At 71.2% G+C, this 26213-nt stretch carries 18 protein-coding genes; 5 read left to right on the top strand and 13 right to left on the bottom strand.

Annotated features, from left to right (window positions below):
• Positions 1 to 25 precede the first annotated feature (25 nt).
• The 11 genes from HHX37_RS29615 to HHX37_RS29565 all read right to left on the bottom strand — a co-directional run bounded on the left by HHX37_RS29615 (position 26) and on the right by HHX37_RS29565 (position 13369).
• Positions 26 to 2332 carry a [protein-PII] uridylyltransferase gene (locus tag HHX37_RS29615; RefSeq protein WP_244460385.1) on the bottom strand — a complete coding sequence of 769 codons (2307 nt, stop codon included), beginning with the start codon at positions 2330 to 2332 and terminating at the stop codon, positions 26 to 28.
• 4 nt (positions 2333 to 2336) lie between these two features.
• Positions 2337 to 2675 (bottom strand): P-II family nitrogen regulator, encoded by a 339-nt coding sequence (locus tag HHX37_RS29610; protein WP_111699519.1) that lies wholly within the window; start codon positions 2673 to 2675, stop codon positions 2337 to 2339.
• Positions 2672 to 3961, bottom strand: a complete 1290-nt coding sequence (locus HHX37_RS29605) for an ammonium transporter (protein ID WP_220499591.1) — start codon at positions 3959 to 3961, stop codon at positions 2672 to 2674. Before HHX37_RS29605 ends, HHX37_RS29610 begins: the two co-directional genes overlap by 4 nt.
• Positions 3962 to 4327: 366 nt before the next feature.
• The gene (locus HHX37_RS29600; protein ID WP_111699521.1) at positions 4328 to 5260 is read right to left on the bottom strand and encodes a sigma-70 family RNA polymerase sigma factor; all 933 of its coding nucleotides are present in this window, start codon (positions 5258 to 5260) and stop codon (positions 4328 to 4330) included.
• Between the two features lie 223 nt (positions 5261 to 5483).
• On the bottom strand, positions 5484 to 6620 hold the full coding sequence (gene hutI / locus HHX37_RS29595) for an imidazolonepropionase (RefSeq protein ID WP_310740593.1): 1137 nt from the start codon (positions 6618 to 6620) through the stop codon (positions 5484 to 5486).
• Positions 6621 to 6760: 140 nt separating this feature from the next.
• On the bottom strand, positions 6761 to 8104 hold the full coding sequence (locus tag HHX37_RS29590) for a formimidoylglutamate deiminase (protein ID WP_310740592.1): 1344 nt from the start codon (positions 8102 to 8104) through the stop codon (positions 6761 to 6763).
• Positions 8105 to 8156: 52 nt separating this feature from the next.
• Positions 8157 to 8843 carry an SDR family oxidoreductase gene (locus HHX37_RS29585; RefSeq protein ID WP_182887556.1) on the bottom strand — a complete coding sequence of 229 codons (687 nt, stop codon included), beginning with the start codon at positions 8841 to 8843 and terminating at the stop codon, positions 8157 to 8159.
• A 356-nt stretch (positions 8844 to 9199) separates the two neighbouring features.
• Complete coding sequence (locus tag HHX37_RS29580) at positions 9200 to 10981, bottom strand: ABC transporter ATP-binding protein (RefSeq protein WP_310740591.1); 1782 nt, start codon at positions 10979 to 10981, stop codon at positions 9200 to 9202.
• Positions 10982 to 11118: 137 nt separating this feature from the next.
• Entirely contained in the window at positions 11119 to 11280 is a 162-nt protein-coding gene (locus HHX37_RS29575) for a hypothetical protein (RefSeq protein WP_165900921.1), read from the bottom strand.
• 166 nt (positions 11281 to 11446) lie between these two features.
• On the bottom strand, positions 11447 to 12310 hold the full coding sequence (locus HHX37_RS29570; RefSeq protein WP_259403939.1) for a hypothetical protein: 864 nt from the start codon (positions 12308 to 12310) through the stop codon (positions 11447 to 11449).
• Between the two features lie 177 nt (positions 12311 to 12487).
• Positions 12488 to 13369, bottom strand: coding sequence for a FadR/GntR family transcriptional regulator (locus HHX37_RS29565; protein WP_182887555.1), 882 nt, complete (start codon positions 13367 to 13369; stop codon positions 12488 to 12490).
• Positions 13370 to 13604: 235 nt separating this feature from the next.
• Between HHX37_RS29565 and HHX37_RS29560 the strand changes: the two genes are divergently transcribed.
• From HHX37_RS29560 to HHX37_RS29545, 4 genes are read left to right on the top strand one after another with little or no spacing between them, the layout of a single operon-like run.
• Entirely contained in the window at positions 13605 to 14942 is a 1338-nt protein-coding gene (locus tag HHX37_RS29560) for a glutamine synthetase family protein (protein ID WP_182887607.1), read from the top strand.
• A gap of 44 nt (positions 14943 to 14986) precedes the next feature.
• A complete protein-coding gene (locus tag HHX37_RS29555; RefSeq protein WP_259406866.1) occupies positions 14987 to 16294 on the top strand; it encodes an aldehyde dehydrogenase family protein in 1308 nt (435 codons plus the stop codon).
• A 4-nt stretch (positions 16295 to 16298) separates the two neighbouring features.
• A complete protein-coding gene (locus HHX37_RS29550) occupies positions 16299 to 17063 on the top strand; it encodes a 3-oxoacyl-ACP reductase (protein WP_182882753.1) in 765 nt (254 codons plus the stop codon).
• Between the two features lie 51 nt (positions 17064 to 17114).
• Positions 17115 to 17810, top strand: coding sequence for a gamma-glutamyl-gamma-aminobutyrate hydrolase family protein (locus HHX37_RS29545; RefSeq protein WP_182887553.1), 696 nt, complete (start codon positions 17115 to 17117; stop codon positions 17808 to 17810).
• A 494-nt stretch (positions 17811 to 18304) separates the two neighbouring features.
• On the opposite strand, the gene HHX37_RS29540 is transcribed toward HHX37_RS29545, so the two are convergent.
• Both HHX37_RS29540 and HHX37_RS29535 read right to left on the bottom strand, forming a co-directional pair.
• The gene (locus HHX37_RS29540) at positions 18305 to 18766 is read right to left on the bottom strand and encodes a hypothetical protein (protein WP_182887552.1); all 462 of its coding nucleotides are present in this window, start codon (positions 18764 to 18766) and stop codon (positions 18305 to 18307) included.
• A 16-nt stretch (positions 18767 to 18782) separates the two neighbouring features.
• A complete protein-coding gene (locus HHX37_RS29535) occupies positions 18783 to 25013 on the bottom strand; it encodes a DNRLRE domain-containing protein (RefSeq protein WP_182887551.1) in 6231 nt (2076 codons plus the stop codon).
• A 319-nt stretch (positions 25014 to 25332) separates the two neighbouring features.
• Here HHX37_RS29535 and HHX37_RS29530 point away from each other — a divergent pair, with 319 nt between their 5' ends.
• Positions 25333 to 26121, top strand: a complete 789-nt coding sequence (locus tag HHX37_RS29530; RefSeq protein ID WP_182887550.1) for an AfsR/SARP family transcriptional regulator — start codon at positions 25333 to 25335, stop codon at positions 26119 to 26121.
• Positions 26122 to 26213 lie beyond the last annotated feature (92 nt).

The raw sequence follows: 26213 nt of genomic DNA, 5'->3' as shown, positions 1-26213 counted from the left end.
CAAGAGGTGAGGATCGTGACCCTTATCACCTGAGGGCCGCGAGGACGTGCTCACGCACCTGGATCCGCTGCTGTTCGTCCACAATGGGGCGGCCCGTACGATCCGCCACATAGAAGACATCCACCGCTTCTGCGCCCAGAGTCTCCACACGCGCGGCCCGTACGTCAAGTCCGCACTCGCCGAAGGCACGGCCGATACGCCACAGCAGACCAGGCCTGTCGTGCGCTCTCACCTCCACCACACTCGCCGTGTTGGACGCGTCGTCAAGTAGCGTGACGCGCGGCGGCGCCACCGGCACCCGGGAAGGGCGCATGGACCTCGCCCGCCGGGCCAGGCGCTGCTCGATGTCGAGCCGCCCGGCCAGGACGAGGCGCAGATCGGCCTCCAGCGTCGCCGGATCCGGCGGCGAGCCGTACTCGGGGACGACGACGAACTCGATGACGGCGGTCGACCCGGCGGACGCGGCGGAGGCGGCGCGCACCGCCATCCGGTGCGCCGCGAGCACCCCGGCCGCCCGCCACAGCAGGCCCGGCCGGTCGGGCGCGACCACGGTGACCGCGCTGCCGTTGACCCGCACCGCTCCGCCGCCGTGCCGGGCGAGCGCCGCCTGCTCGGCCGACAACGCGGGCGCCGGCGCCGGCGGGGTGCCGGACAGCACCGACCTCACCCGCCTGACCAGGTCGGAGACCAGGGACGCCTTCCAGGAGTTCCACGCGGCCGGGCCGGTCGCGGTGCCGTCGGCCACGGCGAGCGCGGCCAGCAGTTCGAGGACCTCCCGGGAGCCGATCGCCTCGGCCACCCGGGAGATGGTCACCGGGTCGTCGAGGTCCCGCCGGGTGGCGGTCTCGGGCAGCAGCAGGTGGTGCCGCACCACTGTGGCGAGGATCTCCACGTCCGCCTGCGGCAGGCCCATCCGGGTGCCGATGTCCCGGGCGACGATCTCACCGGTGGTCGAGTGGTCGCCCGGCCAGCCCTTGCCGATGTCGTGCAGCAGCGCCGAGATCAGCAGCAGGTCCGGGCGGGACACCTCGCGGGTGAAGGCGGCGGCTCCGGCCGCGGTCTCGATGAGGTGCCGGTCCACGGTGTACCGGTGGACCGGGTTGCGCTGGGGACGGTGCCGCACGCGCTCCCAGTCGGGGATCAGCTTGACGAGCACGCCGGCCTGGTCGAGCTCCTCCCAGACCGGTACGGCGGCGCGGCCAGCGCCGAGCAGCGCCACCAGCGCGCCGCGGGCCTCCGGGGGCCACGGCACGGGCAGCGGAGGCGACTGGGCGGCGAGCGCGTTGACCGTCGCCGGCGCCATCGGCAGCCCCGCCTCGGCGGCGGCCGCCGCGGCCCGCAGCACGAGCGTGGGGTCGGAGCGCGGGGTGACGCCGCGGGCCAGCACGACCTCGCCGCCGTGTTCGACGACGCCGTCCGCGAGCGGCCGCCGTCCGCGCGGCGCGGGACCGGTCAGCAGCCGGTCGACGGTGCGCCAGGTGGCGTCGAACGCGTGGGAGATGGTGCGGCCGGCCTCCGCCAGGCGGCGCATTAGCGCCTCGGCGTCGAGCATGCCCAGCGTCCCGGCGACCGCGTCCTGCTCCTGGAGCACCAGGCGGTCGGTTCCCCGGGCGGTGACCAGGTGCAGCCCGTGCCTGATGTCCAGCAGCAGTTCGTACGCCTCGCGGACGCGGGGGCCGGGAGCCGAGGCCACCCAGGCGGCGGCCACGGCCTGCATCGCCTGCACGTCACGCAGGCCGCCCCTGGCGTCCTTGAGGTCGGGTTCGAGGAGGAAGGCCAGCTCGCCGCCGGTCTCGGCGCGTTTGTCCGCCGACGCCCGCAGCTCGGCCAGCCTGCGCCGGGAGTCGGCCCGCCACTCCACGAGCACCGCCTCCCGGGCGGACCGGGTCAGTTCGGGATCGCCCACCACGTGCCGCGCCTGGATCAGCCCGAGCACGGCCTTGAGGTCCTCCCTCGCGACCTTCACCGCCTCGTCCACGGTGCGGACGGAGTGGTCGAGACCGATCCCCGAGTCCCAGATGGGGTACCAGATGCGGTCGGCGATCCTCGCCACGTCGTCGCGGCCGTTGTGGAGCAGGACGAGGTCCAGGTCGCTGCCGGGGGCGAGTTCGCCCCGGCCCAGGCTGCCCACCGCGACCAGGGCCACGCCGCTGATCCCGGTGGGAGCGGCGGGGCCTCGCTCGTCGGGGAGGCCGCCCTTCCCTCCCGATCCCTCCTCCCGCGCGTACGGCCGGGTGGCCGCCGTGCGGAACAGATCGGTGAGCCATCTGTCGATGTCCGCGGCCCGGTCCTTGCGGGTCGCGGCGAACGAGCGCGCCTCCCCTCTCATCATCCGGTTACAGCGCCTCCGGTCCGCGCTCCCCGGTGCGGACCCGGATGACCGTGTCCACGGGAACCGACCAGACCTTGCCGTCGCCGATCTTCCCGGTCTGCGCCGCCTTGACGATGACGTCGATGACGTCCTCGGCGTCGTCCTCCTCGGCCAGGACCTCGACCCGGACCTTGGGCACGAGGTCGACCTGGTACTCGGCGCCCCGGTAGACCTCGGTGTGGCCACGCTGGCGGCCGTAGCCGCTGGCCTCCGAGACCGTCATTCCCTTGATGCCGAACTGCTCCAGGGCGGCCTTCACGTCGTCCAGTTTGAACGGCTTGATGACTGCGGTGATGAGTTTCATGCGTCGACCTTCTTCGCCTGTGCCGCGGAAACGGGCCCGTTGACGGAGGCCACTCCCGAGGAGTGGACGGTGCCGAGGTCGTACCCGGTCTCGGCGTGGGTGGTGATGTCGATGCCGGTGACCTCGTCCTCCTGCTCGATCCGGAAGCCCATCGTCTTGTCGATGATCTTCCCGATCACATAGGCCATGATGAAGGAGTAGAGGCCCACCGCGACAGGGCCGAGCGCCTGGACGCCGAGCTGCGAGATCGGGCCGCCGTAGATGAGGCCCTGGTTCTGGCCGTCGGCGAAGGGGTAGCGGGCGATGAGACCGAGGGAGACCGCGCCGATCGCGCCGCCGACCAGGTGGACGCCGACCACGTCGAGCGAGTCGTCGAAGCCGAAGCGGTACTTCAGGCCCACGGCGTACGCGCAGACCGCGCCGGCCAGGAGGCCGAGCACGAGCGCCGCCCACGGGTCGACGAAACCACAGGCGGGGGTGATGGCGACCAGACCGGCGACGGCGCCGGAGGCGACGCCGAGGGTGGTGGAGTGGCCGTCGCGCAGCTTCTCCACGAGGATCCAGGCGCCGGCCGCGGCGGCCGTGGCGACCTGGGTGTTCATGAACGCGAGACCGGCGGTGCCGTCGACGGCGAGCTCGGAGCCCGCGTTGAAGCCGAACCAGCCGAACCACAGCAGGCCCACGCCGAGCAGGACCAGGGTGAGGTTGTGCGGGCGCATGGGGTCCTTGCGCCAGCCGGTCCGCTTGCCGAGCACGAACGCGAGCGCGAGGCCCGCGGCTCCGGCGTTCACGTGGACGACGGTGCCGCCCGCGAAGTCCTCGATACCGAGACCGGCCAGCCAGCCGCCGCCCCAGACCCAGTGCGCGACCGGGAAGTAGACCAGCGTCGCCCAGGCGATGCCGAAGACCACCCACGCGCCGAACTTGGCCCGGTCGGCGATGGCGCCGCTGATGAGGGCGACGGTGATGATCGCGAAGGTGAGCTGGAAGGCCGAGAACACCAGGTTCGGCATGCCGGTGCCGTCGTCCTTGGTGGCCGTGTCGATGAGGCTCTGCAGACCCAGGGCGTCCCCGCCGCCGATGAGCTTGTTGATGACGTTGTCCCCGTCACCGAAGGCGTCAAAGGCCAGCGAGTGGCCGTACAGGACCCAGGTCAGGGTGACGGTGATGATGCTGACGAACGACATCATCATCATGTTCAGGACGCTCTTCGCCCTGGTCATGCCCCCGTAGAAGAACGCGAGCCCGGGCGTCATCAACAGCACCAGTGCGGTCGCTGTGATCATCCAGGCGGTGGTACCGGTATCGATCTTCACCGACGCGGCCCTCCTTACATTTGGCGTGTGGCCGGTTATCACTCCCTCAGTGGCGTCGTCCCGGGCTTCCTCGGCCGGCTGGCTCACTGACGTTGGCGAAAGCGTGTTCTTCCGCCGTTTCAGCTCATGACCATGCGTGTTTCACATGTGTGAAACTCGCCCATCCCGTGTTTCGGCCAAGTTTCGGACGTGCTGAGAACGACAAAACGCGCACCCCTGGGGGTGCGCGTCGTCGTGGGCGGCACGCCGGCCGCCACGGGTGCCGCCGGGGTTCACCCAACCGCTTCAGGGGCCGCCCGGGCCACCCGCCGGGTGAACCCCGGTACGGCCGGGTCGTCAGGCGGCGCTGGCCATCTTCCGCAGCCGCGTCAGCGCGTCGCGCTCGATGCGCCGGGCGCGGTCACGGCCGATGCCGTAACGCTCCCCCACCTCGGTGAGGGTGTGCTCGCGGCCGTCCACCAGGCCGTACCGCCAGCGGAGCATGTCGCGGATCTGGCCCTCCAGGCCGGTCAGCCACTGCTCCAGGCGCTCCTTCTCCAGCGTGGCCATGGCCTGCTGCTCAGGGTCGGCCCAGGTCTCGTCGGCGATCATGTCGCCCAGCTCGGTCTCGTCCTCGTCGCCCACCCCGAGCTGGAGCGAGACGGGGTCGGACGCCCAGCGGCGCAGCTCCTGCACACGCTCGATCGGCAGGTCGAGCACCTCGGCGAGGTCGGCGTCGGTCGGCTCTGCGTCGAACTCGGCCAGCATGTCCCTGCGGACCCGCATGAGCCGGGTCATCTGCTCGCCCGCGTGGGTGGGCAGCCGCACCGGCCGCGCCTGCTCGTGGATGGAACGGCCGACCGACTGCCGGATCCACCAGGTGGCGTAGGTCGAGAACTTGTACCCCCGGCGGTAGTCGAACTTCTCCACCGCCCGGACCAGCCCGAGGTTGCCCTCCTGAACCAGGTCGATCAGGGGCATCCCCCGCCCCGAGTACTTCCTCGCCACGGCGACCACCAGACGCAGGTTGGCCTGGATGAACTCGTCCTTCGCCCGCCGCCCCGAAACGGCGAGACGCTCGAGCTCCTCGTCGGTCGCGTCCGCGATCTTGGGCTCGGCCCTCCCGCCGTCGAGCAACTGCTCGGCGAACAACCCCGCCTCGATCCGCTTGGCGAGCTCGACCTCCTGGTCCGCGGTCAGCAACGGAACGCGGCCGATCTCGGCCAGATACGTCCCCAGCAGATCCCGGTCAGCGATCTGCTGCTCCTGCGTCCGATTCCCCGTCGCCATACGATGGCACCTCGTTCCGCCGCCACGATATGCAATATGTGAGCCGGTGACCGGACACGTCCGCCCCGTTCGGCGTGGCCCCCGGCTTCCTGCTCCTGACCCGGTCAACGGCCGGTCCATGGCAAAGATTCCCCAAATGAATACGACCGGGGAATGGTTTCCAGTTCCTCCCCAAGGAGGATGCGGGGCCGGGAAAAAAGCCGTTTACCCAGGTGTCCCGGGTCTAAACAAGGCGGCGTCCCCCTCGCCACACCTGTGCCACCAGCGGCACGCCGGGCCGGTACGCCAGGTGGACGTACGAGGGCGCCTCCAGGATGACGAGGTCCGCGCGGCCGCCCACGCACAGGGTGCCGACGTCGGTGCGCCGCAGCGCCCGCGCGCCCCCGCGGGTGGCCGCCCGTACGGCCTCCAGCGGCGTCATGCCCATCTCCCGGACGGCCAGGGCGATGCAGAACGGCATCGACGTGGTGAACGACGACCCCGGGTTGCAGTCGGTGGCCAGCGCCACGGCGACCCCCGCGTCGAGCAGCCGCCGCGCGTCGGGGTACGGCGACCTGGTGGAGAACTCCGCTCCCGGCAGCAGCGTGGCGACCACCCCGGAGGACGCGAGCGCGTCCACATCGGCGTCACCGAGGAAGGTGCAGTGGTCGGCCGACGCCGCCCCCATCTCACAGGCCAGCCGCACGCCCGGCCCCTCCCCCAGCTGGTTGGCGTGCACCCTGACCTGGAGCCCGGAATCGCGGCCCGCCGCGAGCACCCGCCTCGCGTGCTCCTCGCCGAACGCGCCGCGCTCGCAGAACACGTCCACCCACCTGGCGTACGGCGCGCACGCCTCCAGCATCGGGCCGGTCACCAGCTCGACGTACTCGTCGGCGGTGGTCTCCGGCGGGACGACGTGCGCGCCCAGGAACGTGGTCTCCTCGGTGAACTGCCGGGCGATCTCCAGGCTGCGCCGCTCGTCCTCGACGGTGAGGCCGTACCCGCTCTTGATCTCGAAGGTCGTCGTGCCCTGCATCGTCATCTCCGAGACCAGCAGCGCGGTCGTGGAGACGAGCTCGGGGATGGTGGCCGCCCGGGTCGCGGCGACGGTGGCGCGGATTCCGCCCGCCGTGTAGGGCCGGCCCGCCATCCGCGCGGCGAACTCCGCGGTGCGGTCGCCCGCGAACACCAGATGGGCGTGGCTGTCGACGAACCCCGGGATGACGGCGCGTCCCTCGACGCCGACCCGCTCGTCGGCGGGCGGTGCTCCGGCCGTGGGCCCGATCCAGCGGACCACCCCCTTCTCCGCGACCAGCGCGGCGTCCCGGATCTCCTCTCGTTCGGGATCTCCCGTGAACAGCAGTCCGATCTCGGTGAACACCGTGGAAGTCGCGTCGCTCGGCCACACGTCTCCTGATCCTCGCCAGGCCCCGCGCCGCGCAAACCCGCCGGGCCCGCCTGGAATCCCCTATTCGGGGCCGAGCACGGCGCCCGCGCGCCCCGGACCGGCCGCGGCGCCGGTCAGGGGACGAGCGGGGCGAGCGCCTCGCGCAGCAGCGCGCCCGCGTCGCCGAGGACGTGCCGCCCGTCCGTCACGACGCGCCGCCCGCCGGACACCACCGAGTGCACGTCGGCGGCCGTCGCCGCGAAGACCACCGACGCCGCCGCCGACGCCCTCGTCGCCCCCGCCGTGCGGACCGAGTCGAGCCGTACGGAGACGAGGTCGGCCCACGCGCCGGGCACCAGGCACCCCGCGTCGGGGAAGCCCAGGGACGCCTGCCCGGCGGCGGTCGCGGCGTGCAGGAGGTCGGCGGGCGGCCAGTGGCCGCGCTCCCCCGTGACCAGCCGCTCGTCCAGCTCCACCGCCCGCGCCTCCTCGAACAGGTCGATGACCGCCTGGCTGTCGCTGCCCAGCGTGACGGGCGAGCCGGCGTCCAGGAGCCGGCGGGCGGGGCCCACGCCGTCGGCGAGGTCCCGCTCGGTGGTGGGGCACATGCACACGTGGCTGGTGGAACCGCCCAGCAGCGCCACGTCCACGTCGGACAGGTGGGTGGCGTGCACCGCGGTCGAGCGCGGCCCGAGCGCGCCGTGGTCGTGCAGCACCTGCACCGGTGTCGCCGCGTACGCCTCCACGCACGCCTCGTTCTCGGCCCGCTGCTCGGACACGTGGACGTGCAGCGGGCCGGTGTGCCGGTGGGCGAAGTCGACGACGACGTGCATCTGCTCGGGAGGCACCGCGCGCACGGAGTGGATGGCCGCGCCGATCTCCACGTCCCGCGCCCCCTCGTGCGCCCGCGCCAGGGTGTCGGCCCTGGCCGCCCAGCGCTCGGCGTCCCCGTCGCCGAACCGCACCTGGGCACCGGTGAGCGCGTCGCCGATGCCGCCGGTCAGGTAACAGGCGTCCAGCAGGGCGATGCGCAGACCGGCCCGCCTGGCCGCCTCGACCAGCGCCTCGCCCATCGCGTTCGGGTCCGCGTACGGCGTGCCCCCGGGGCCGTGGTGCAGGTAGTGGAACTCGGCCACGGCGGTGATCCCGGCGAGCGCCATCTCCGCGTACGTCGCGGTGGCCAGCGCGAGGTAGCGGTCAGGGTCGAGCGTCTCGGCGACCGCGTACATCCGCTCCCGCCAGCTCCAGAAGTCGCCCCGGCCGGTCTGGGTGTGGCCGCGCAGGGCACGATGGAAGGCGTGCGAGTGGCAGTTGGCCAGGCCGGGCAGGGTCAGCCCGGCCAGCCGCTCGGCTCCCGGCGGGGGCGGCACACCCGGCCGGACGTCCCCGATGCGGGAGCCCTCGATCGCCACCGCGACGCTCTCCACGACCTCGCCGGGCGGCAGCCACGCCATCTCGCACCAGTAAGTCACGTGCACCGGTCCTCCAGCTGGGCGGCGTGGCTGGCGCCACGGCCGGTCCGACGGGCCGTCAGCGGGTCGGTCCCGCCGCAGGCCGCACGGTGATCTCGGTGACATGCGCGTCCGGGGTGGCCGTCACCGCGGTCAGCACGGCGCGCGCCACCGACTCCGCCTCCAGATACCTTCCCGGCTCGTACGGCTCACCCTCCTGCTCGCGCACGTCCCTTTGCATGTCCGTGGCCACCCGGCCGGGGAAGATCGAGGTGACCCGCACGCCGTTCGCGTGCTCCTCCTCGCGCAGCACGTCGCCGTACGCGCGGAGGGCGAACTTGCTCGCGGCGTAGGAGCCCCAGTTGGGGTTGGCCCGTTGCCCCGCGCCGGAGTTGATCAGCACGACGTGCCCCCGGGCCGCCCGGAGGGCGGGCAGCAGCAGCCGGGTCAGCTCGGCGACCGCGACGACGTTGACCTCCAACGTCCGGCGCCACACCTCGGCCGGCGTGTCGGCGAGGTGACCGAGCCTGACGATCCCCGCGCTGTGCACCAGCAGGTCGAGCCGTTCCACCCCCTCCACCTCGGCGGGGGTCAGGTCGGTGAGCTCCACCGCCCAGGGACGGGACCCGGGCAGCTCCTGGCACATCGCGTCGAGCGCCGTGCCGTCCCGGCCGCCGAGCAGCAGGTCGTACGTGGGGGCGAGGGCGCGGGCGATCGCCGCGCCGATACCGCGCGAGGCGCCGGTGATCAAAGCCGTGGGTCGCATGGAGCACTACCTTAGGTCGCCACGCCGGGTCGCCGCCGTCCCGCCCCGCGCACGCCGGCCCGGCCCGCGTTTCCGGTGGACCGCGCTGGAACGTGGCGGGACGCCCCGGCCCACTGACCGGGGCGTCCCGCCTCCGGCCCGGCCGCCGGGCGCGCCCGCACGCGCGTTGCCCCCGGCGTCCGGGGCGGTGGTGAAGGAGAGGTAACGCACCTCCTGCCTTCCCGGCTCCCGGTCGAAAGAAGCTGTGGTCAGGTGTAAGGGCTGCTCACGGTTCCCCATCACCCGTCCGATCGCCCATCCGATCGCCCATCAGAGCCCGTCCGGCGGCCCGTCGGCGTGGGCCCGCCGGTCGCCGGTCAGGTCGCCACGAGGAACTGCGTGGCGGCGAGCTCCCGGTAGAGCGCGTCGGCCGCGACGAGCTCGTCGTGGGTGCCCCAGGCCCGCACACGCCCGGCCTCCATCACCACGATCCGGTCGGCTCCGGTCACCGTGGACAGGCGGTGGGCGATCACCAGGACCGTCGTCTCCCGCGCCACCTCCGCCACGACCTCCCGCAGGCGCAACTCGTTGACGGCGTCGAGCTGCGACGTCGCCTCGTCGAGCAGCAGCAGCCTCGGCCGGCGCAGCAGCGCCCTGGCGATGGCCACCCGCTGCCGCTCCCCGCCCGACAGCAGGACCCCGCGGTGGCCGACCGGCGTATCCAGCCCCTCGGGCAGCCGCTCGACCAGGTCGTCGAGGCGGGTGCGGGCCAGGGCGCGGGCGATCTCCTCGCCGGTCGCCTCCGGCGCGCCGAAGACCAGGTTCTCCCGCAGCGTCCCGGCGAGAACGGGGGCGTCCTGCTCGACGTACCCGAGCATGGCCCGCAGCTCGCCGAGCGGCCAGTCGCGGATGTCGCGCCCGCCGACCGCGACGGTGCCCTCGCGGGCCTCGTAGAACCGCTCGATGAGGCCGAACACCGTCGACTTGCCCGCGCCGGAGGGGCCCACCAGCGCGGTCATGCCGCCCGCCGGCACCTCGAAGGTCACGCCGTGGTGCACGACCGGCCGGTCCTCGTCGTACCGGAAGACGACGTCCGTGAACGTGACCCCGACGGGCGCGCCGCCCGCCGCCGGGGCGGGCGCGGCGACCGGCTCCGCGGGCAGCAGGGCGATCTCCTGGATGCGGGTGACCGCGGCCAGGCCGTTCTGCATCTGGGTGAGGCTCTGGATGATCTGCCCGATCGGGGAGACCAGGTAGAACAGGTACATGAGGAACGCGATCAGCGCGGAGATCTCCATCTCCCCCGACGCGACCCGGGCGCCGCCCACTCCCAGCACCGCGAGGAAGGCGAGCTGGATGGACGTCCACGCGCCGACCCCGGCCAGCGACGTCCACCCGGCGGCGGCCACCCCGCGGTCGCGTGCCTCGGTGGCCGCCGCGGTCACCACCGCGGTCTCGCGGGCCTCCGCGCCGCTGGCCTTGACCGTACGGAACGCCTGAAGCGCCCGGTCGAGCATCGAGCCCATCTCGCCCAGCGCCTCCTGGGCCCGCAGCGAGGCCCGCCGGATGCGCGGGGCGATCACCACGCCCATGACCGCGACCAGGGCGACGACGGCCAGGGTGACCCCGAGCAGCAGGCCGTCCATGATCGCCATCATCACCGCCGCGCCGAGGAACGTGAACGCGCCTCCGACCAGCGATGCCAGCGCGTCCGTGCAGACTGCCCGCAGCAGGGTGGTGTCGGAGCCGACGCGCGACAGCAGGTCGCCGGGGCTGAGCCGGTCCACCTCGGGCACCCTGAGCCGCAGGATGCGGTCCACCAGGGTCCGGCGCGAGGCGAGCACGATGGTCTCGCCCATGCGTTCGAGGAGGAAGCGCCCCGCCGCCGCGACCAGCGCGCCCGCCATGACCGCGGCCGAGAGGCCGAGCACCGGGCCGGTCATCGTGCCGCCCGCGCCGAACGCGTCGATCACCCGCTTGGCCATCAGCGGCATCGCGAGCCCGGCGAGGCTGCCGGCGAGGCTGAGCAGGCCGCCCAGCAGGAGCGTCCGCCGATGAGGCCGGACTTGGTCGAGCAGCACCCGCCAGGCGGCCCGGTCCCCCAGTGACGCCTTGCGTGGCGGAGCGGGTGAACCGTCGTCGTCGCCGTCCGTCGCCACCGCAATCTCCTCCGCGAGAGCCCACCGTGCGATCTTCCGGGGACCCTAACGCACCGGAAAGGCCGGTGCGCGCGGAGATTCCGCGTCTCTGGCCGGCGCACGGCCCGTGACCTCGGGCCGCGCCGGCGAGCGACCCCTCAGCCTCCTACGCCGTAGAGCAGCCGGATGTCCCTGATGGTGTCCATGATCTCGTACCAGGTGAGGCACAGGGAGGCCTCGGCCTCCTCGGTGCGCGCCTCGGCGGCCATCAGGCGGTCGCCGGTGAGCAACGCCGCCTCCTGTTTGAGTTGCGCCGCCATTTTCCGGAACACGAATCGCCCGCGAGACTCCATGCCGACCCTCCCGCCCCCCGCCAGCTTGTACATAAGCTGAAATACCCACAGAATCCGACGAAATTCTTTTCGTCCGATCAGCGGACGTTCCCGGACGCACAGGGTTCCAGGCGCTCAAGGGGTTCCCGGACGCTCAGCGGGCCCGTGGGCGGCCCGACCGCCAGTGCCGCCCAGCCCGCTCCGCCCCCCGCCCGGCCCGCTCCGCTCCCCGCCGGGGACGCGGGGCCACCGCCCGCCGCCGGTGGCGCCGTACGGGCGACGCGGGCGCGGGAAGGTCGTGGCGGCCGGAGACGAACTCCTGAATGGCGATCTTCACCCGGATGACCGGCCGGCGCCAGCGCTCCTCCCGATGGATCGCCTTGGCCATGAGGCGGGGCCGGGGCCGCCGCGCCCGCTCCGAGTAGAACCAGCGGGCCCACGGCGAGCCGGGGCGGGCCACCCGCACCGCCCCCACGTACAGCGACGGCGGCACGAACAGCCCCAGCAGGCCGCTCCAGATCTTCCCCTTGAGCAGGGTGATCACGGCGAAGACGAGGTTGACCACGAGGAAGGCGGGGGCGGTTCCGCCGTCCCAGCCGAGCGGGTGCAGCCCGAACAGGAGCAGGCCGGTGGCGGCGATCGCCACGAAGACCGCGTCGACCGAGGTGCGGCCCTCCTCCTGCCAGTAGACGTCCCGCAGGTGCAGGATCAGCGCGAACTCGTCGAGCACGAGGGCCGCGCCCACGCCGAAGACGGCCGAACTGAACGAGTACCACCCCTGGGAGACGCCCGACAGGACCAGCCCGGCCACCCCGCCGAGCAGGGTGAGCACCACCCCGAAGACCACGTGGTGGATGTGCATCTCGCCGACGCTGACGTTGCCGAACCACCGCGTCCTGGCCCTGATCAGCCGGACGTTGACCCGCGTGCACAGGAACGCCGTGATCAGCGCCACGAAGAAGCAGAACAACGGCAAACGGTGCGTGTCGACGACGCGTTCGCGAAACCAGTCGGCCATACGGCTATCCATCCCCTGGTCCCCGATGCTACGGCCCGCCTCGCAGTGGTCAGGCAACGGTCATGCGGTGCGCGCCGGACCCGGCGGTGCTCGGGCAGTGCTCACGCGGTGCTCGGGCAGTGCTCACGCGGTGCTCGGGCAGTGCTCACGCGGTCCCAGGCGGCGCTCACGCGGGGCTCAGGCGAGGAAGCCGCGCAGCAGCGCGGCCGTCCCCTCCAGGTGCTCGGCCACCGCCCGGCCCGCCGCCTCGGGGTCGCCGTCCAGGATCGCGGCGGCGATGGCGGCGTGCTGCACCGCCGCGTGCTCGATGTTCGGGCCCAGCACGGGGATCGCGTCGAGCAGGTCGGTGACCCGCAGCCGGGCGTCCGCGCACGCGGCGGCCAGCAGCGGGGAGCCGGTGAGCTCCCCGATGGCGAGGTGGAAGGCGATGTCCCTGCGGCGGTAGTCGGCCGGGGCGGCGTCGTTCACCCCGGCCAGCCGGGCCTTCAGGGTCTCCCGCCGGTCCGGGGTCAGCTCGGTCGTCGCGAGTACCCGGGCCGCCCCGCACTCCACGGCCATCCGGAACGTCAGGGCGTCTTCGAGCTCGTCCTCGCCCATCCGGGTGAGCGCTCTGCGCAGGTCGCCCTTGCGGGGGCGCGGCGGGCGGTAGACGACGAACGCGCCGCCGTACCTGCCGCGCCGTACGTCGAGGTAACCGGCTTCCTGCAGGGCGCGGATCGCCTCACGAAGGGTGACCCGGCTGATGCCGAGCCGGTTCGCGAGCTCCCGCTCCGGCGGCAGCTTCTCCCCGTGCGCGACGACACCCAACTTGATGGCCTGGAGCAGGCGCTCGACGGTCTCCTCGAACGCGTTGCCCGCCCGCACCGGCCGCAGCAGCGACACCCCGCCCGTGAGCGCGCCGTCCGCTGCCCTGTCCGCGGTCCCGGCACGCTGCCGTACGGCCGCTCTCGGCGCGGAGGCCGCGCGCGGCTCAGCGGCGGGCCGGGGGTCGGGAGCGGGGCGGGGATTGGGGGCAGGTCGGGGGTCGGGAGCAGGCGCCCGCGCCGGGGTGCTGTCCATGCCTCGCCGTCCCTCCGCCCCTTCTCCGCCCTGACACGCCGTGCCCGCGCGTCCCGCCGTATCCCCCGCGCGTCCCGCGTGAACAGCGGCGTGTCCACCGGGTCCTCCGCACGGCGACGGCCCGCCACACGATCGAGGTTAGTCCCGCGTGTTGTTGACGACGAGGGGAGCAGGGTGCTTGCATGCCTTCAATGGTCTGATTCTAGACATTTGGACGGGAGGCGTCGTGCTCGCCGTGGAACGACTTCGCGACGATGTCGAGGCGGGCCGGGTCGACACGGTCCTGCTCGCCGTCACCGACATGCAGGGACGACTGCAGGGCAAGCGGCTGTCCGCGCGCTACTTCCTGGAGGAGGTGCTGGACCACGCCGCGGAGGGGTGCAACTACCTGCTCGCCGTGGACGTCGACATGAACACCGTGGACGGTTACGCCATGTCGTCCTGGGAGCGCGGCTACGGCGACTTCGTGATGCGGCCCGACCTGTCGACGCTGCGCCGGGTGCCGTGGCACGAGGGCACCGTGCTCCTGCTGGCCGACCTGGTGTGGGAGGACGGCTCGGACGTCGTGGCCTCTCCCCGGCAGATCCTGCGCCGCCAGCTCGCCCGGCTCGCCGAACGCGGCTGGACCGCCCAGGTCGGCACCGAGCTGGAGTTCGTCGTCTACGACGACAGCTACGAGCAGGCCTGGCAGCGGGGCTACCGCGACCTGACCCCGGCCAACCTCTACAACGTCGACTACTCGCTGCTCGGCACCTCCCGCATCGAGCCGCTGCTGCGCAGGATCAGGCTCGGCATGGAGGGCGCCGGGCTGTACGTCGAGTCCGCCAAGGGCGAGTGCAACCTGGGCCAGCACGAGATCGCCTTCCGCTACGCCGACGCGCTCACCACCTGCGACAACCACGTGTTCTACAAGAACGGCGCCAAGGAGATCGCCGCCCAGGAGGGCAGGTCGATCACCTTCATGGCCAAGCCGAACCAGCGCGAGGGCAACTCCTGCCACATCCACCTCTCGCTGCGGGACGCCGACGGCAGGCCGATCATGGCGGGCGACGAGCCGTACGGGCTGTCGGAGACCGGGCGGCGGTTCGTGGCCGGCCAGCTCGCGGGGCTGCGCGAGCTCACGCTCGCCTACGCCCCCAATGTCAACTCCTACAAGCGCTTCGTGCCCGGCAGCTTCGCGCCCACGGCCGTGAAATGGGGGGTGGACAACCGCACCTGCTCGATGCGGCTGGTCGGCCACGGGCCCTCGTTGCGGGTGGAGAACCGGGTGCCGGGCGGCGACGTGAATCCGTACCTCGCGGTCGCGGCGATGATCGCGGCCGGGTTGCGCGGCGTCGACACCGGGCTCGATCTGGAGGAGCCGTTCGGCGGGAACGCCTACGACTCCCCGGCCGAGCGGGTGCCGGCCACCCTCCGCGACGCCCTGGCCCTCTGGGAGGGGTCGCGCATCGCCGAGGAGGCGTTCGGCAAGGACGTGGTCGAGCACTACGCCAACAACGCGAGGGTCGAACTGGCCGCCTTCGACGCGGCGGTCACCGACTGGGAGCTCTATCGGGGGTTCGAGCGGCTGTGAAGATAGTCAATCCGGCGACCGAGGAAGTGATCGCCGAGGTCGAGATGGCGGACGCCGCCGAGGTGGACCGCGCCGTCGAAAGAGCGCGTGCCGCGTTCCCCGCCTGGCGGGCGGTCGCGCCGGGCGACCGGGCGCGGCTGCTGCGCCGCTTCGCGCGGATCGTGGACGAGCGCGCCGAGGAGCTCGCACGGCTGGAGATCACCGGCGCGGGGCACACGGCCGGCAACGCGCGCTGGGAGGCGGGCAACGTCCGCGACGTGCTCGACTTCTACGCGGGCGCGCCCGAGCGCGACCACGGCAGGCAGATCCCGGTGCCGGGCGGGGTGGACGTCACGTTCGCCGAGCCGCTGGGCGTGGTCGGGATCATCGTGCCGTGGAACTTCCCGATGGTCATCATGACCTGGGGGGTGGCCCCGGCCCTGGCCGCCGGCAACACGGTTATCGTGAAGCCCGCCGAGTGGACCCCGCTGACCGCGCTGCGGCTGGCCGAGCTCGCCCTGGAGGCCGGACTGCCCGAGGGCGTGCTCCAGGTCGTCCCGGGTGAAGGGGAGGTCGCGGGAGCCCGGCTGGTGGAGCACCCGGACGTACGGAAGATCGTGTTCACCGGGTCGACCGAGGTCGGGAAACTCATCGGAGCCAAGGCCGCCGAGCAGGTCAAGCGGGTCACGCTGGAGCTCGGCGGCAAGAGCGCCAACATCGTCTTCGCCGACTCCGACCTCGCCAGGGCGGCGGAGTCGGCCCCGACGGCGGTGTTCGACAACTCCGGCCAGGACTGCTGCGCCCGGTCGCGCATCCTCGTGCAGCGTTCCGTCCACGACGACTTCCTCGCGCGGCTCACCGAGGCCGTACGCGAGGTGAAGGTCGGGGACCCGGGCGACCCGGCGTCGCAGATGGGCCCGCTGATCAGCGCCGAGCACCGGGAGCGGGTCGCCTCGTTCGTCACCGAGTCGGACGTGTACGCGCGGGGGTCGTGCCCGAGCGGGCCGGGCTACTGGTTCCCGCCCACGGTGCTCGCCGGGTCGTCCTCGGAGTCCTTCCGGCGGGCCTTCACCGAGGAGATCTTCGGCCCGGTGGTCGCCGTCGTGCCGTTCGAGGACGAGGCCGACGCGGTGCGGATCGCCAACGACACGGCGTACGGCCTGTCGGGGTCGATCTGGACCCGCGACGTGGGCCGGGCGCTGCGCGTGGCCCGGGCCGTCGAGGCGGGCAACCTTTCGGTCAACTCGCACTCCAGCGTCCGCTACTGGACCCCCTTCGGCGGCTTCAAGCAGTCGGGCCTGGGCCGCGAGCTCGGCCCCGACGCCCTGTCCGCGTTCACCGAGACCAAGAACGTCTTCATCTCCACGGAGTAGATCAATGCAGCGTTTGCAGGACCGCGTCGCCGTCATCACCGGGGCGGGCAGCGGCATCGGGCTGGCCACGGCCCGCCGGTTCGCCGAGGAGGGCGCGAAGGTCGTGGTCGCCGACCTCGACGAGACGGCCGGCGCCAAGGCCGCCGACGAGGTGGGCGGCCTGTTCGTCCGGGTGGACGTGGCGAACGAGGAGGACGTGGCCCGGATGTACCGGACCGCGTCCGAGGAGTTCGGCGCCGTCGACATCGCGTTCAACAACGCGGGCATCTCCCCGCCCGACGACGACTCGATCCTGGAGACCGGGATCGACGCGTGGCGGCGGGTGCAGGAGGTCAACCTCACCAGCGTGTACCTGTGCTGCAAGCACGTGATCCCGTACATGCGGAGGCAGGGCAGGGGCTCGATCATCAACACCGCGTCGTTCGTCGCGGTGATGGGCTCGGCCACCTCGCAGATCTCCTACACCGCGTCCAAGGGCGGGGTGCTCGCGATGAGCCGCGAACTGGGCGTCCAGTTCGCCCGCGAGGGCATCCGGGTGAACGCGCTGTGCCCCGGGCCGGTGGACACCCCGCTGCTGCGGGAACTGTTCGCCAAGGACCCCGAGCGCGCCCAGCGCCGCCTCGTCCACGTGCCGATCGGGCGCTTCGCGCGGGCCGAGGAGATCGCCGCGGCGGTCGCGTTCCTCGCCTCCGACGACGCGTCGTTCATCACCGCCTCGGAGTTCCTGGTCGACGGCGGCATCTCCGGCGCGTACGTCACTCCGCTGTAGGGGCTCGGGGCCGGGCGGAAGCGTTTCGTCAGACGAAGGGGGAGGCAGGGCATGTCCCGTCCGGTCATCGGCGTCACCTGCTACGTGGAGCCGGCGAGGTTCACCGTGTGGGACATGCCCGCGGCGCTGCTGCCGTACATGTACGTCGACCACATCGTGCGGGCGGGCGGGCAGCCGGTCATCCTGCCGCCCGCCGGGGAGCCCGCCGCGCTGACCGGCCGTCTCGACGGGCTGATCATCGCGGGCGGGGGCGACATCGAACCCGCCCGGTACGGGGCCGTCCCGGCCGAGCAGACCGGCTACATCCGGAAATTTCGTGACGACGCCGAGTTCGGGCTGATGAGCGCCGCGCTGGCGGCCGGGCTGCCGTTCCTGGGCATCTGCCGGGGCCTCCAGGTGCTCAACGTGGCGCTCGGCGGCACCCTCCACCAGCACCTTCCCGCGGTCGTGGACCACACCGGCCACTCCCCCGCCCCCGGAGTCTTCGGCCGCCTCCCCGTACGGCTCGCGCCGTCACTGGCCAAGGTCTACGGCGACGAGGAGCTGGCCCCCGCGCACTACCACCACCAGGCGATCGACCGCCTGGCCGACGGCCTGGAGGTCACCGCCCGCTCGGACGACGGCACGGTCGAGGCCGTCGAGGTCACCGGCGCGGCGTTCGCCCTCGCCGTCCAGTGGCACCCCGAGGCCGACGAGGACGGCCCCTTGTTCCACGCCCTCGTCGAGGCCGCCCGAACTCGCTCCTGATCGTCTGGAGGCGGTCAGTCCGCCGTCCACAGATACCAGCCGCCGCCGAGGCGACAGACCAGATCGTCCAGTTCCCCTCCGTCTACAGGTGGTCGGCATGACGGTCAGCCGGGTGGAACCACGCTCGCTCGTACGGGAAACGTGGCGAGGGCTCAGCGCTTGCGGAGTTCGCCGTCTTCTATTCTGCCTATTCTTGCGACCTCATGCGGACCGGAACCGCACATCCACACACCGACGCCGTTTCGCATATCCGGCTTCAGACCGAGTCGATGACTGGAACACAACGGCCCTCCGCGCAGAGGCGATCCACCTCGGCATCAAATGCCTCGTCCTCTCTCAGCAGCGAGATCCATTGCGCAAACTCATCGTCGGATTCCAAACACTGCCCCTTATCCGGAAGCGGCGACCCCAGTCGCCTCTAGCAGGGGCAGTGGTTACACCTCCACCTATCACCCCAGTGCCGGCCGAGTCGGTCATGATAGCCAGAAAAATATTCATTTTATCGATTCCCGCCGAGAGGTCAGCAGCCAAAGCAGATAAGCGAGCCCGAACAGGCTGATTACGATCATGTACCACGACAGCTGGTGGCGAATGTCCACCCACAGCGCCGCCATGCCCGACAGAAGAACCAGCACTGCCACCGCGGCGCGAAGTCGCCTACCGGCCTGAAACCCGGTTCCCCTCAACCGCGAGAACACCTCATTCATCCCGGCCGCATCAGCCAACCCCAGCATCATCTCCCAGAGGAAGACTGCGGCGGTGAGGCCGAACACTATACGCACAGTCCAGAAGTCCCAGTTGCCGGCCAGTATGACGATCGAGACAGCGAATAGCAGCAGGCTCCAGTACCAAGGGGCGGAAATCGGCGCCCGAGGGGTTGCACTCGGCTCCATTGTCACTTCCAAAGGCAAGGCCAGTGCCCATCGCACCGCCCTGCCGAGCGGGACGATGAGCACTGGCGGCCGGACGATGTCAGTATCCTACGCAGACCTTCTGCGCCAGCGGCCCGCGGCCTCCCATGTATTTACGGACGGCCGCACATCGGGCGCCCATAGTCGACGCCCCCGAATATTCGTTCCAATATTTGATCGCATTTATGTAGTCGGCGAGACTCGTCGCGATATCTGAGGGCAGCTTCATGGCGACCAGACAATGCGCCATGGCGAACCTGTTGTTCCAGCAAGTCGCGGTGAAAAGGCTCCGTAGCCGCTGGGCCGCTGCGCGCGGGTTCTTCAAGACACTTGTGACGGCTCCGATGACCGCCTTTATGTCCCGCAGGAATTTCCTGAGTTTGAATAGCTTCCACAGTGCTTGCCATTCGGCGGCCGCCTCCCCCCAGAACTTGAAGTGATGGAACGTGAGCTGATGAAGAGGGTGGTCGGCATAGGTCATATAGCAGTACGACCAGCTGTACAACCCGTGATCAGCCCCCCAGCAGTTACCGTCCAGGTCATAACCGTTCACCGGGTCGGTGGGATAGGAATAGGCGTTGGCGCCGCCTCCCTCGACAGGATCGGTCTGCAGAAATCGCCCGGTCGCCGGATTGTAGAGACGGACGCCCATGAGGACGATGTCGGCCACGGTGTCGCTGGCTCGTTGAGCGCCTCCCAGCCACTCGTAGCGGTCGCTCGTGTTGACCGAGCGGTCCAGACCATATTCGGTCTGTTCGGCGTAGCTGTCCACGCCGGTGGCACTACTGCTATCGGCACAGGTCGCGACCACGTCCCCGTGCAAGTTCGTGAGCTGCAACGTGAGCGTCCCGCCGCTGGTCTGCGTCGCCGCCAAACCTGTGAAGGCGGTGACGTTGCGGGTCCAGCTGCCGCTCGCCTCAGCGATCCAGGCCGGGGAGTCGCCGCTGGCCGTGTAGTGATTCGTCTGGGTGCCGGCCGAGGACGTGGTCTGGCGGATGCGGCCGAGCGGGTCGAGGGTGAAGGTCTTGGTCGTGGACGCCTGGGTGAGGGTCCTGACCATGTCGCCCGCGTAGTAGCCCACGGTGACCGCCGCGCCGTTGGCCGCGGACCCCGCCGGGACCGCGGTCGTACGGCCGAAGGCATCATAGGAGTACCCGGAGTCGGTGATCCGGTCTGCCGAGTCGAAGGTATGCGTTGCGGTCGTCGGTGTGGTCGACGTGGAGCACGACCCGTCGTCGGCCGCTGGGTAGCTCAGCTGAGAGGTACGGTTGCTGTCGACATCGAAACCATAGGTGCGGGTTTCGCACGACAGGTTGTAAGTGTCGGCGACCTTGGTCAGGCGTCCGGCGGTGTCATAGGTGTAGTGCTGCAGGCTGCCGTTCGGCCCGGCCGCTTCCACCGTCCGGCCGTCGGCGTCGGGGATGGCGGTGAAGGCCAGCCAGTTCGCGCCCGACTTGGCGTAGGTGAGCGCGGTCTGCTTGCCGGTGCCATCCCATGTGCTGGTGGCGGTCAGGCCGTTCGGGTACACCTGCTTGATCAGGTTGCCTCCGGCGTCATAGGCGGCGGTGAACGAACCAATAGCGGAGACCGCGATGCCGGTGGGGACGCCGCGGCGCTCCGCCTTTCCGGCGGCGTCGGTGCCGTCATAAGTGTAGGTGTAGGTGCCCTTGCCGTCGTTCACTGTGGCGACCCGGCCCGTCGCGTCGTACGTGGTGACAGCGGTGTTGCCGTCCGCGTCCGTGGTCGAGTACACCCGGCCCAGCGCGTCATAGGCGGTCGTGACCGAGACCCCGCCCGCGGTGGATCCGGTCTGCAGGCCGGTCGCGCTGTCGTAGGTGTATGTTCCGTCCGGCAGTGGAGTGCTGCCGGCACCAGTCTCGGTCATGCTGGTCGTGGCCATACGGCCTGCGGCGTCGACCGTGACCGTCGAGGTTCGGGTCGCCGACCCCGACGTCTCCACGGTCTGGGCGGTCTGACCCCAGTAGCCATAGGTGACAGTGGTTACGGGCAGGGTCCCGCCGCCAGAGGGGTTTGCCGCGGCGGCCGTGCGGCACACCAGTCCGGCCCACTGTGGCTTTCCGCCGCACGACGGGTACGAGGAGTTGGCGGCGGCGGTGTAGTGAGTCGTCGTTGTCGTGCCCGCGTCGGAGCCTGACGATGACGGCATACGCCGTTCGATCTCCCGCCCCGCATCGTCGTACCGCACCTTGCGGACGGTATCGGTGCCGCCCGCGACGACGGTCTTCTGGCTGGTGGGCTGGCGGAGGTCCCAGCCGGAGGGGTCGCCGGAGACTATTGGGCCGTAGCCCACCTTGTCGATGTGGATGTCTGCCGCCGCGACCGTGCCTGCGCCGTTCACGACCAGAGGCTCCACGGTTGTGGTCGTCACGAGGTGGTAGTCGGTGTCCGGGTCGGGCTTGCCCTCATCGTAGGTGTAGGCGGTGTGCTGGCGGGCGGACGCCAACGTGCCGTCGGCGAGCATCACCTGGTGGGCGGGGCCGTCACTGGTCAGGACATCCCCGTCGTCGTTGTACACCGTGACGGCCGCCAGCAGGTCGGCTCGCTCGGCGCTGCTGACGCGCCCCGCCACGTAGGCGTCCGTGGTGGATGTGGGCGCCAAAGCCTCGGTCCGGTTGCCCGCGCTCAGGTCCCACACGGCGTTGCCATCGTCGTCGTATCGCGTCGCCGAGACCTGCCACGCGCCCGCGCCGTACGCCGCCGTGTTGACCGCACGGCCGTTGACGTCCATGTACGTCAGGGAGGCGTACGGGTAGTCGGCGGCCACCGGGGCGTAGGATCCGTCGCCGGCCCGTGGCGGCACGTGCCAGGAGGGAAAGACCGCGCTGCCGGTGCGAGGCAGGTCGGTGGTCTGCGACCAGGTCGCGGTGGTGGCGCCGGTGACGTCAACAGGTGAGTTGATCGGCACGCCGTAGGAGACGGCCTGGACGATGTCGGTGGTGCCGGCCTCGCGCTGGACATCCGCCAGGCGGCCTGAGGTGTCGTAGTCGATCCGCCAGGGGTTGAGCCCCGGTGGGGTGATCTGGGAGACCCGGCCGGCTCCGTCGTAGTAGTAGGTGACGGTCAGGGTGGTGCGGGGATCGGTCACCGTGCGCAGGTGGCCGGTGGAGTCGTAGGCGTAGGTGGCGACGGTGGTGGTCTTCATCGCCGAGGTGGCGGGGTCGTAGGCGGTGTAGGAGATGGACTTGGTGAGGCCGGTGTAGTCGCCCCAGCCGCTGGACACGCCGCTCGCCGTGGTGCTTCCCGCGTAGGTGATGTCGAGCGTCTTGCAACCGGCGACCAGTGTGGTGCAGGTGACCCCCGCGGGGACGGGGGCGAGCATCCGGCTGACCCGTCCGGAGGCGTCGTAGGTGTAGGCGGTGGTGTTTCCGGCGCCCGCCTCGTCGATCGACGTGACGGTCCATGCGCTGCCGGAGGCGCTGAAGACGGTCTTCGTCCCGGCCGTGTCCGTGTGGGTGAACTGGGTGGCCGAGTCCTTGGTCACCGTGGACCCGTCGGAGGCGTCGGAGATGCCCTTGTACATGCCGTCGGGCTGGACCGTGTAGGTCTCGGTCGCGCCGTCGGTACCGGTGAACAGCACGTACCCGGCGCCGGAGTGGTCCTCGAACCGCATCCCCGACACGCTGGAGGCTCCGGCAGGGAAGGACGCCGTCCAGCCGGGGCCGAACACGCCTGCCGCCCCCGTTGTGGTGGCCGGGGCGAGCGTGGTGTGGCCGCGCGAGACCGACAACCCGAAGGCCGACACGTCGGTGGCGGAGACCGAGTAGTCGCCGGTCAGCAGGGAAACCTCGCCGGGGCCCAGTTGCTGGGTGGCGTAGGAGGAGCCGAAGGCGGTCCGCTCCAGGGTGAACTCGCGTGCGTCAGAACAGGCCTCGCCGGAGGTCTTGACGAAGCAGGCGCGCACCTGCACCGGGCCGTCACCCCGGCCGGCCGCGGCCATCGTCGCCGCGACGTCCCAGTACAGCGAGCCGAAGACCGCGCTGGTCCCGGTGGTCACGGTGGTGTACGGCCAGCCGGAGATCGGGGTCGCCGAGCCTGGCACGGTGACGTGCGCCGCCGGGATCGCCGCCCACGTTCCGGAGCCGCTGACGTCGGCCTTGTATTCGTACCGGACCCCGATGGCGCCGGGTGCGGCGTGGGAACCCAGCGTGACGGCGGCCTGGGTGCGGTCGCCGGCCAGCGGCGCGGTCACCTCACCGGCGCCCACACCGAAGCTGTAGGTGGTCACCGTGGAGGTGCGCAGCGCCATGTCGCGGGCCTTGACCGACAGCGTGTGCCAGCCCTGGGCGGGGTCGATCGTGATCGTCTTGGCGTCGCCGCCGCCGTCGTTGTCCTCTACCAGAGTCGGAGCCGAGGCGTCGTCCAGGCCCCAGTAGTACCCCGCGCCGTCGGCCGAGGTGGTGTCGAGGGTGCAGGTCACCGGAGCGGACGCCTTCGCCGTCCAGACGCCCGAGGCGTAGTCAGGGCAGGAGATCGTCGGCGCGGCCGGAGCGGTCATGTCGACAGTGAAGTACCGGTAGGAGGAGTAGTCGCGGGAGTAGTCGGTGCCGTCGTAGCCTCTGGCCCGCCACCGGTAGTGGTAGCCGTCGACCAGCTTGCCCGACGGGACGGTCACCGTGCCCAGCTCGCCCTGCAGGATCCCGGTCACGCTGCCGGTCCACACGCTGCCGGTGCCCTCGGCCGGGTAGCTCGGGTCGTGCTCCAGGTAGAAGCTGATCGTCTCGGTGTCCCACTCACCGTCCCCGACCATGCCGGTCAGCGTCGGAGTGAGCGAGGTGACGAACGTGCCGCCGTTCGTGCCGCCCGCCGAGGGGTTGACGGTCAGGTGGTGCGGGACGGTCGGGTAGGAGTTCCACTGGATCGACAGCCGCGGGCCGTCCGCGCCGACGGTGTTCTCGGAGGAGCGGTACATCCGCCAGTTGGTGGCCTGGGTCTCCGACACCGCCCGGACCTGCAGGCCGTAGTTCTCGGTCGGGTGGTCGGTCCAGTACTGCACGATGTCCTCGATCGACCACAGCATGTCGTGCTCGGGACAGCTGGAGTCGTACCCGTAGGCCTGGCTGGTGTTGTCCACCATCCCGGTCGTGGTCGAGGTCGGGTGGTTCGACTGCGTCAGCGTGGACGACGACCAGGCGGAGGTGACCCGCTTGACCCGGATGCCCAGCCCTGCGGCCACCCCGCCGCAGGCGTTGGCCTTGTAGTTCGACAGGTACAGGTCGGCGTTCATGATGTGCTTGCTGATCAGCCCGCCGAGCTTGAACTGCAGGTACGTGCGGGCGGTCTTCGTCCCCGACCCGAACCGGCCCACGTGCAACCACGTCGCCGACGTCGCCGAGTTGGGGTAGTCGTCGGAGACGAACGTGTCCGTCTGCAGCGTCATCTGCATGTACGGGTCGATCGTCACCGGGTACGTCACGTCCGGCGCGTTCAGGAAGTCCATCGACGGCTTCAGCACCAGGACCGGGCCGTCGGAACCCTTCTCGATCGCCGAGCCGACCTCCGACCGCTTACCCGCGTCCGGTGAGTCGGCCGCCGCCGCGTCCCACATGTGCGGCGGCGGCGCCGCGGCGACCAGGTCACCCTTGCCCTTGCCGGCGTTGTCGACCAGCTTGAGCCGGTTCCTGGAGTCCTTGGACAGATCGGCTCCGGCCAGCTCGACCGGCAGCCGGATCTCCACCGGCGCGGTCGGCTTCTGCTTCAGCACCACGTAGTGCACGAACCCCCGCGGCTGCGCCTGCACCACCAGGTCCGCGCCGGGCGCGATGTTCGCCCACGTCGCGGTGTTGCCTGAGACCTGCGGCCTGCCCAGGGGCGTCGGCCAGCGCACGCCGATCCGGTGCTCGTCCTTGCCCGACCCCGTGACCAGCTCGGCCAGCGGGCCACTGCCACCGGCCGAGATCTCCACCTGCGCCCCGGCCGCGGCCGCCTTCGGTTCCAGATGGCCGTTCCGCTCCACCAGCGTCGTGTCGACCGGGGTCCAGGCGCCGTTCTGCTTCACCCGCACCGGACCGGCGAAGATCTCCGTCCTCGCCGAGCCGTCCGGCAGATAGACCGTCGTCGAGTCCTCCGTACGCGCCGACAGGTCCTCGACCGGAGAGTTCTGCAACCGTGCCGTCAGCGCCGCCGACGTCGCGTCGGGACGCTCGGAGACCGGAGCCGGGGATGCCGGCGCCGCCTTGGCCACCGGCGCGGCGACCGCGGGCGGCACCACCAGCAGGGCCGCCACCATGGCCAGGCCGGTCACCACCGCCCTGAGCCGTGTTCGTCGCTTCACCTGCCGATTCCGAGCGGTGACAGCGAGCATCTGCCGAAGAGGGGGGATCATATCGACGCTCCACAGGCCGGGGGCATACGCGCCAGACGCTACGGATCATCGACATACAACCAACACATTTTCGACCTACGTCACCTATCCCGCCTCCGTGACAGCCGTGGGCGGGGCCAGGGCTCACCGGCACCGTGCACGAAACGACATCAAGTGTGCAGAAAAAGACAAGACACTTATGTCCGTTCCTTGCATGCTGATTTCAGCGGACGCCGGGGAAGCCGTCGAAGCGAAAACCGCTCACTAGCCGCCATGCGCGAGGGGGACCGTGCTGTACGCGCTGCTTGGACCGTTCCTGGCCTTCGACGTCCAGGGCGAGGTCATCGCGGAGCTCACGCCGAGGCAGCGGCAGCTCCTGGCGTTGCTCCTGCTCAACGTGAACATCGTCATGCATCGTGACAGGCTGATCGACCTGCTGTGGAACGGCCGTCCGCCCGACTCCGCCCGCCGCAATCTCACCACCTACATCGCGCGCCTGCGCCGCCTGCTCTCCCCTCGCGAACCGGCGAACTCCGCGCTGCGGACGGTCGGCAGTGGCTATGTCCTTTCCGCACCCTCGGACTCTGTGGATGTCGACAAGTTCAATTACCTGACAATGCACGGAAGAACGGCCCGGGACAATCGCGATTACCACGATGCGGCCGAACTGCTGGGCGACGCCCTGCGGTTGTGGCGGGGCGACGCCCTGCTCGATCTCAGGCGCGTCGACGCACTCGCGGTGTGGGCCGATCGGCTCGACGAGGACCGGCGCACCGTCACCGAGGACCTGTTCGACGTACGGCTGGCGGCCGGGCAGCACCACGAGGTCGTCAGCGCCCTGGCCCAGTGGGCGTCGACGCACCCGCTGCGTGAACGCCCTCACCAGCAGCTCATGCTCGCCCTGCACAGATCCGGTCGCACTCATGAGGCGTCCATGGCCTACCAGCGCCTTCACCGGACTCTCATCGACCAGATGGGCGCCGGGCCCGCTCCCGGCACGCGGACCCTCCACCAGCGCATCCTGGCCGGCGACCCGGAGATCGGCCGGGCCCTCGCCTACGCGCCCACAGCCGGGTGAAGCACCGCGCGTCCGTCCCCGGTCCAGCCGCCGAGGAAATGGAACAGCTTGACCGGTGTGAGCGCAGTGACCCCGGCCCTCGGCGGCAGGTC

Origin of the sequence: Microbispora sp. H10885, assembly GCF_014161415.1 — a bacterium.
Lineage (GTDB): Bacteria > Actinomycetota > Actinomycetes > Streptosporangiales > Streptosporangiaceae > Microbispora > Microbispora triticiradicis.
Note: the sequence above shows the minus strand (reverse complement) of the source record. Positions and strands in the feature narration are given on the sequence as shown.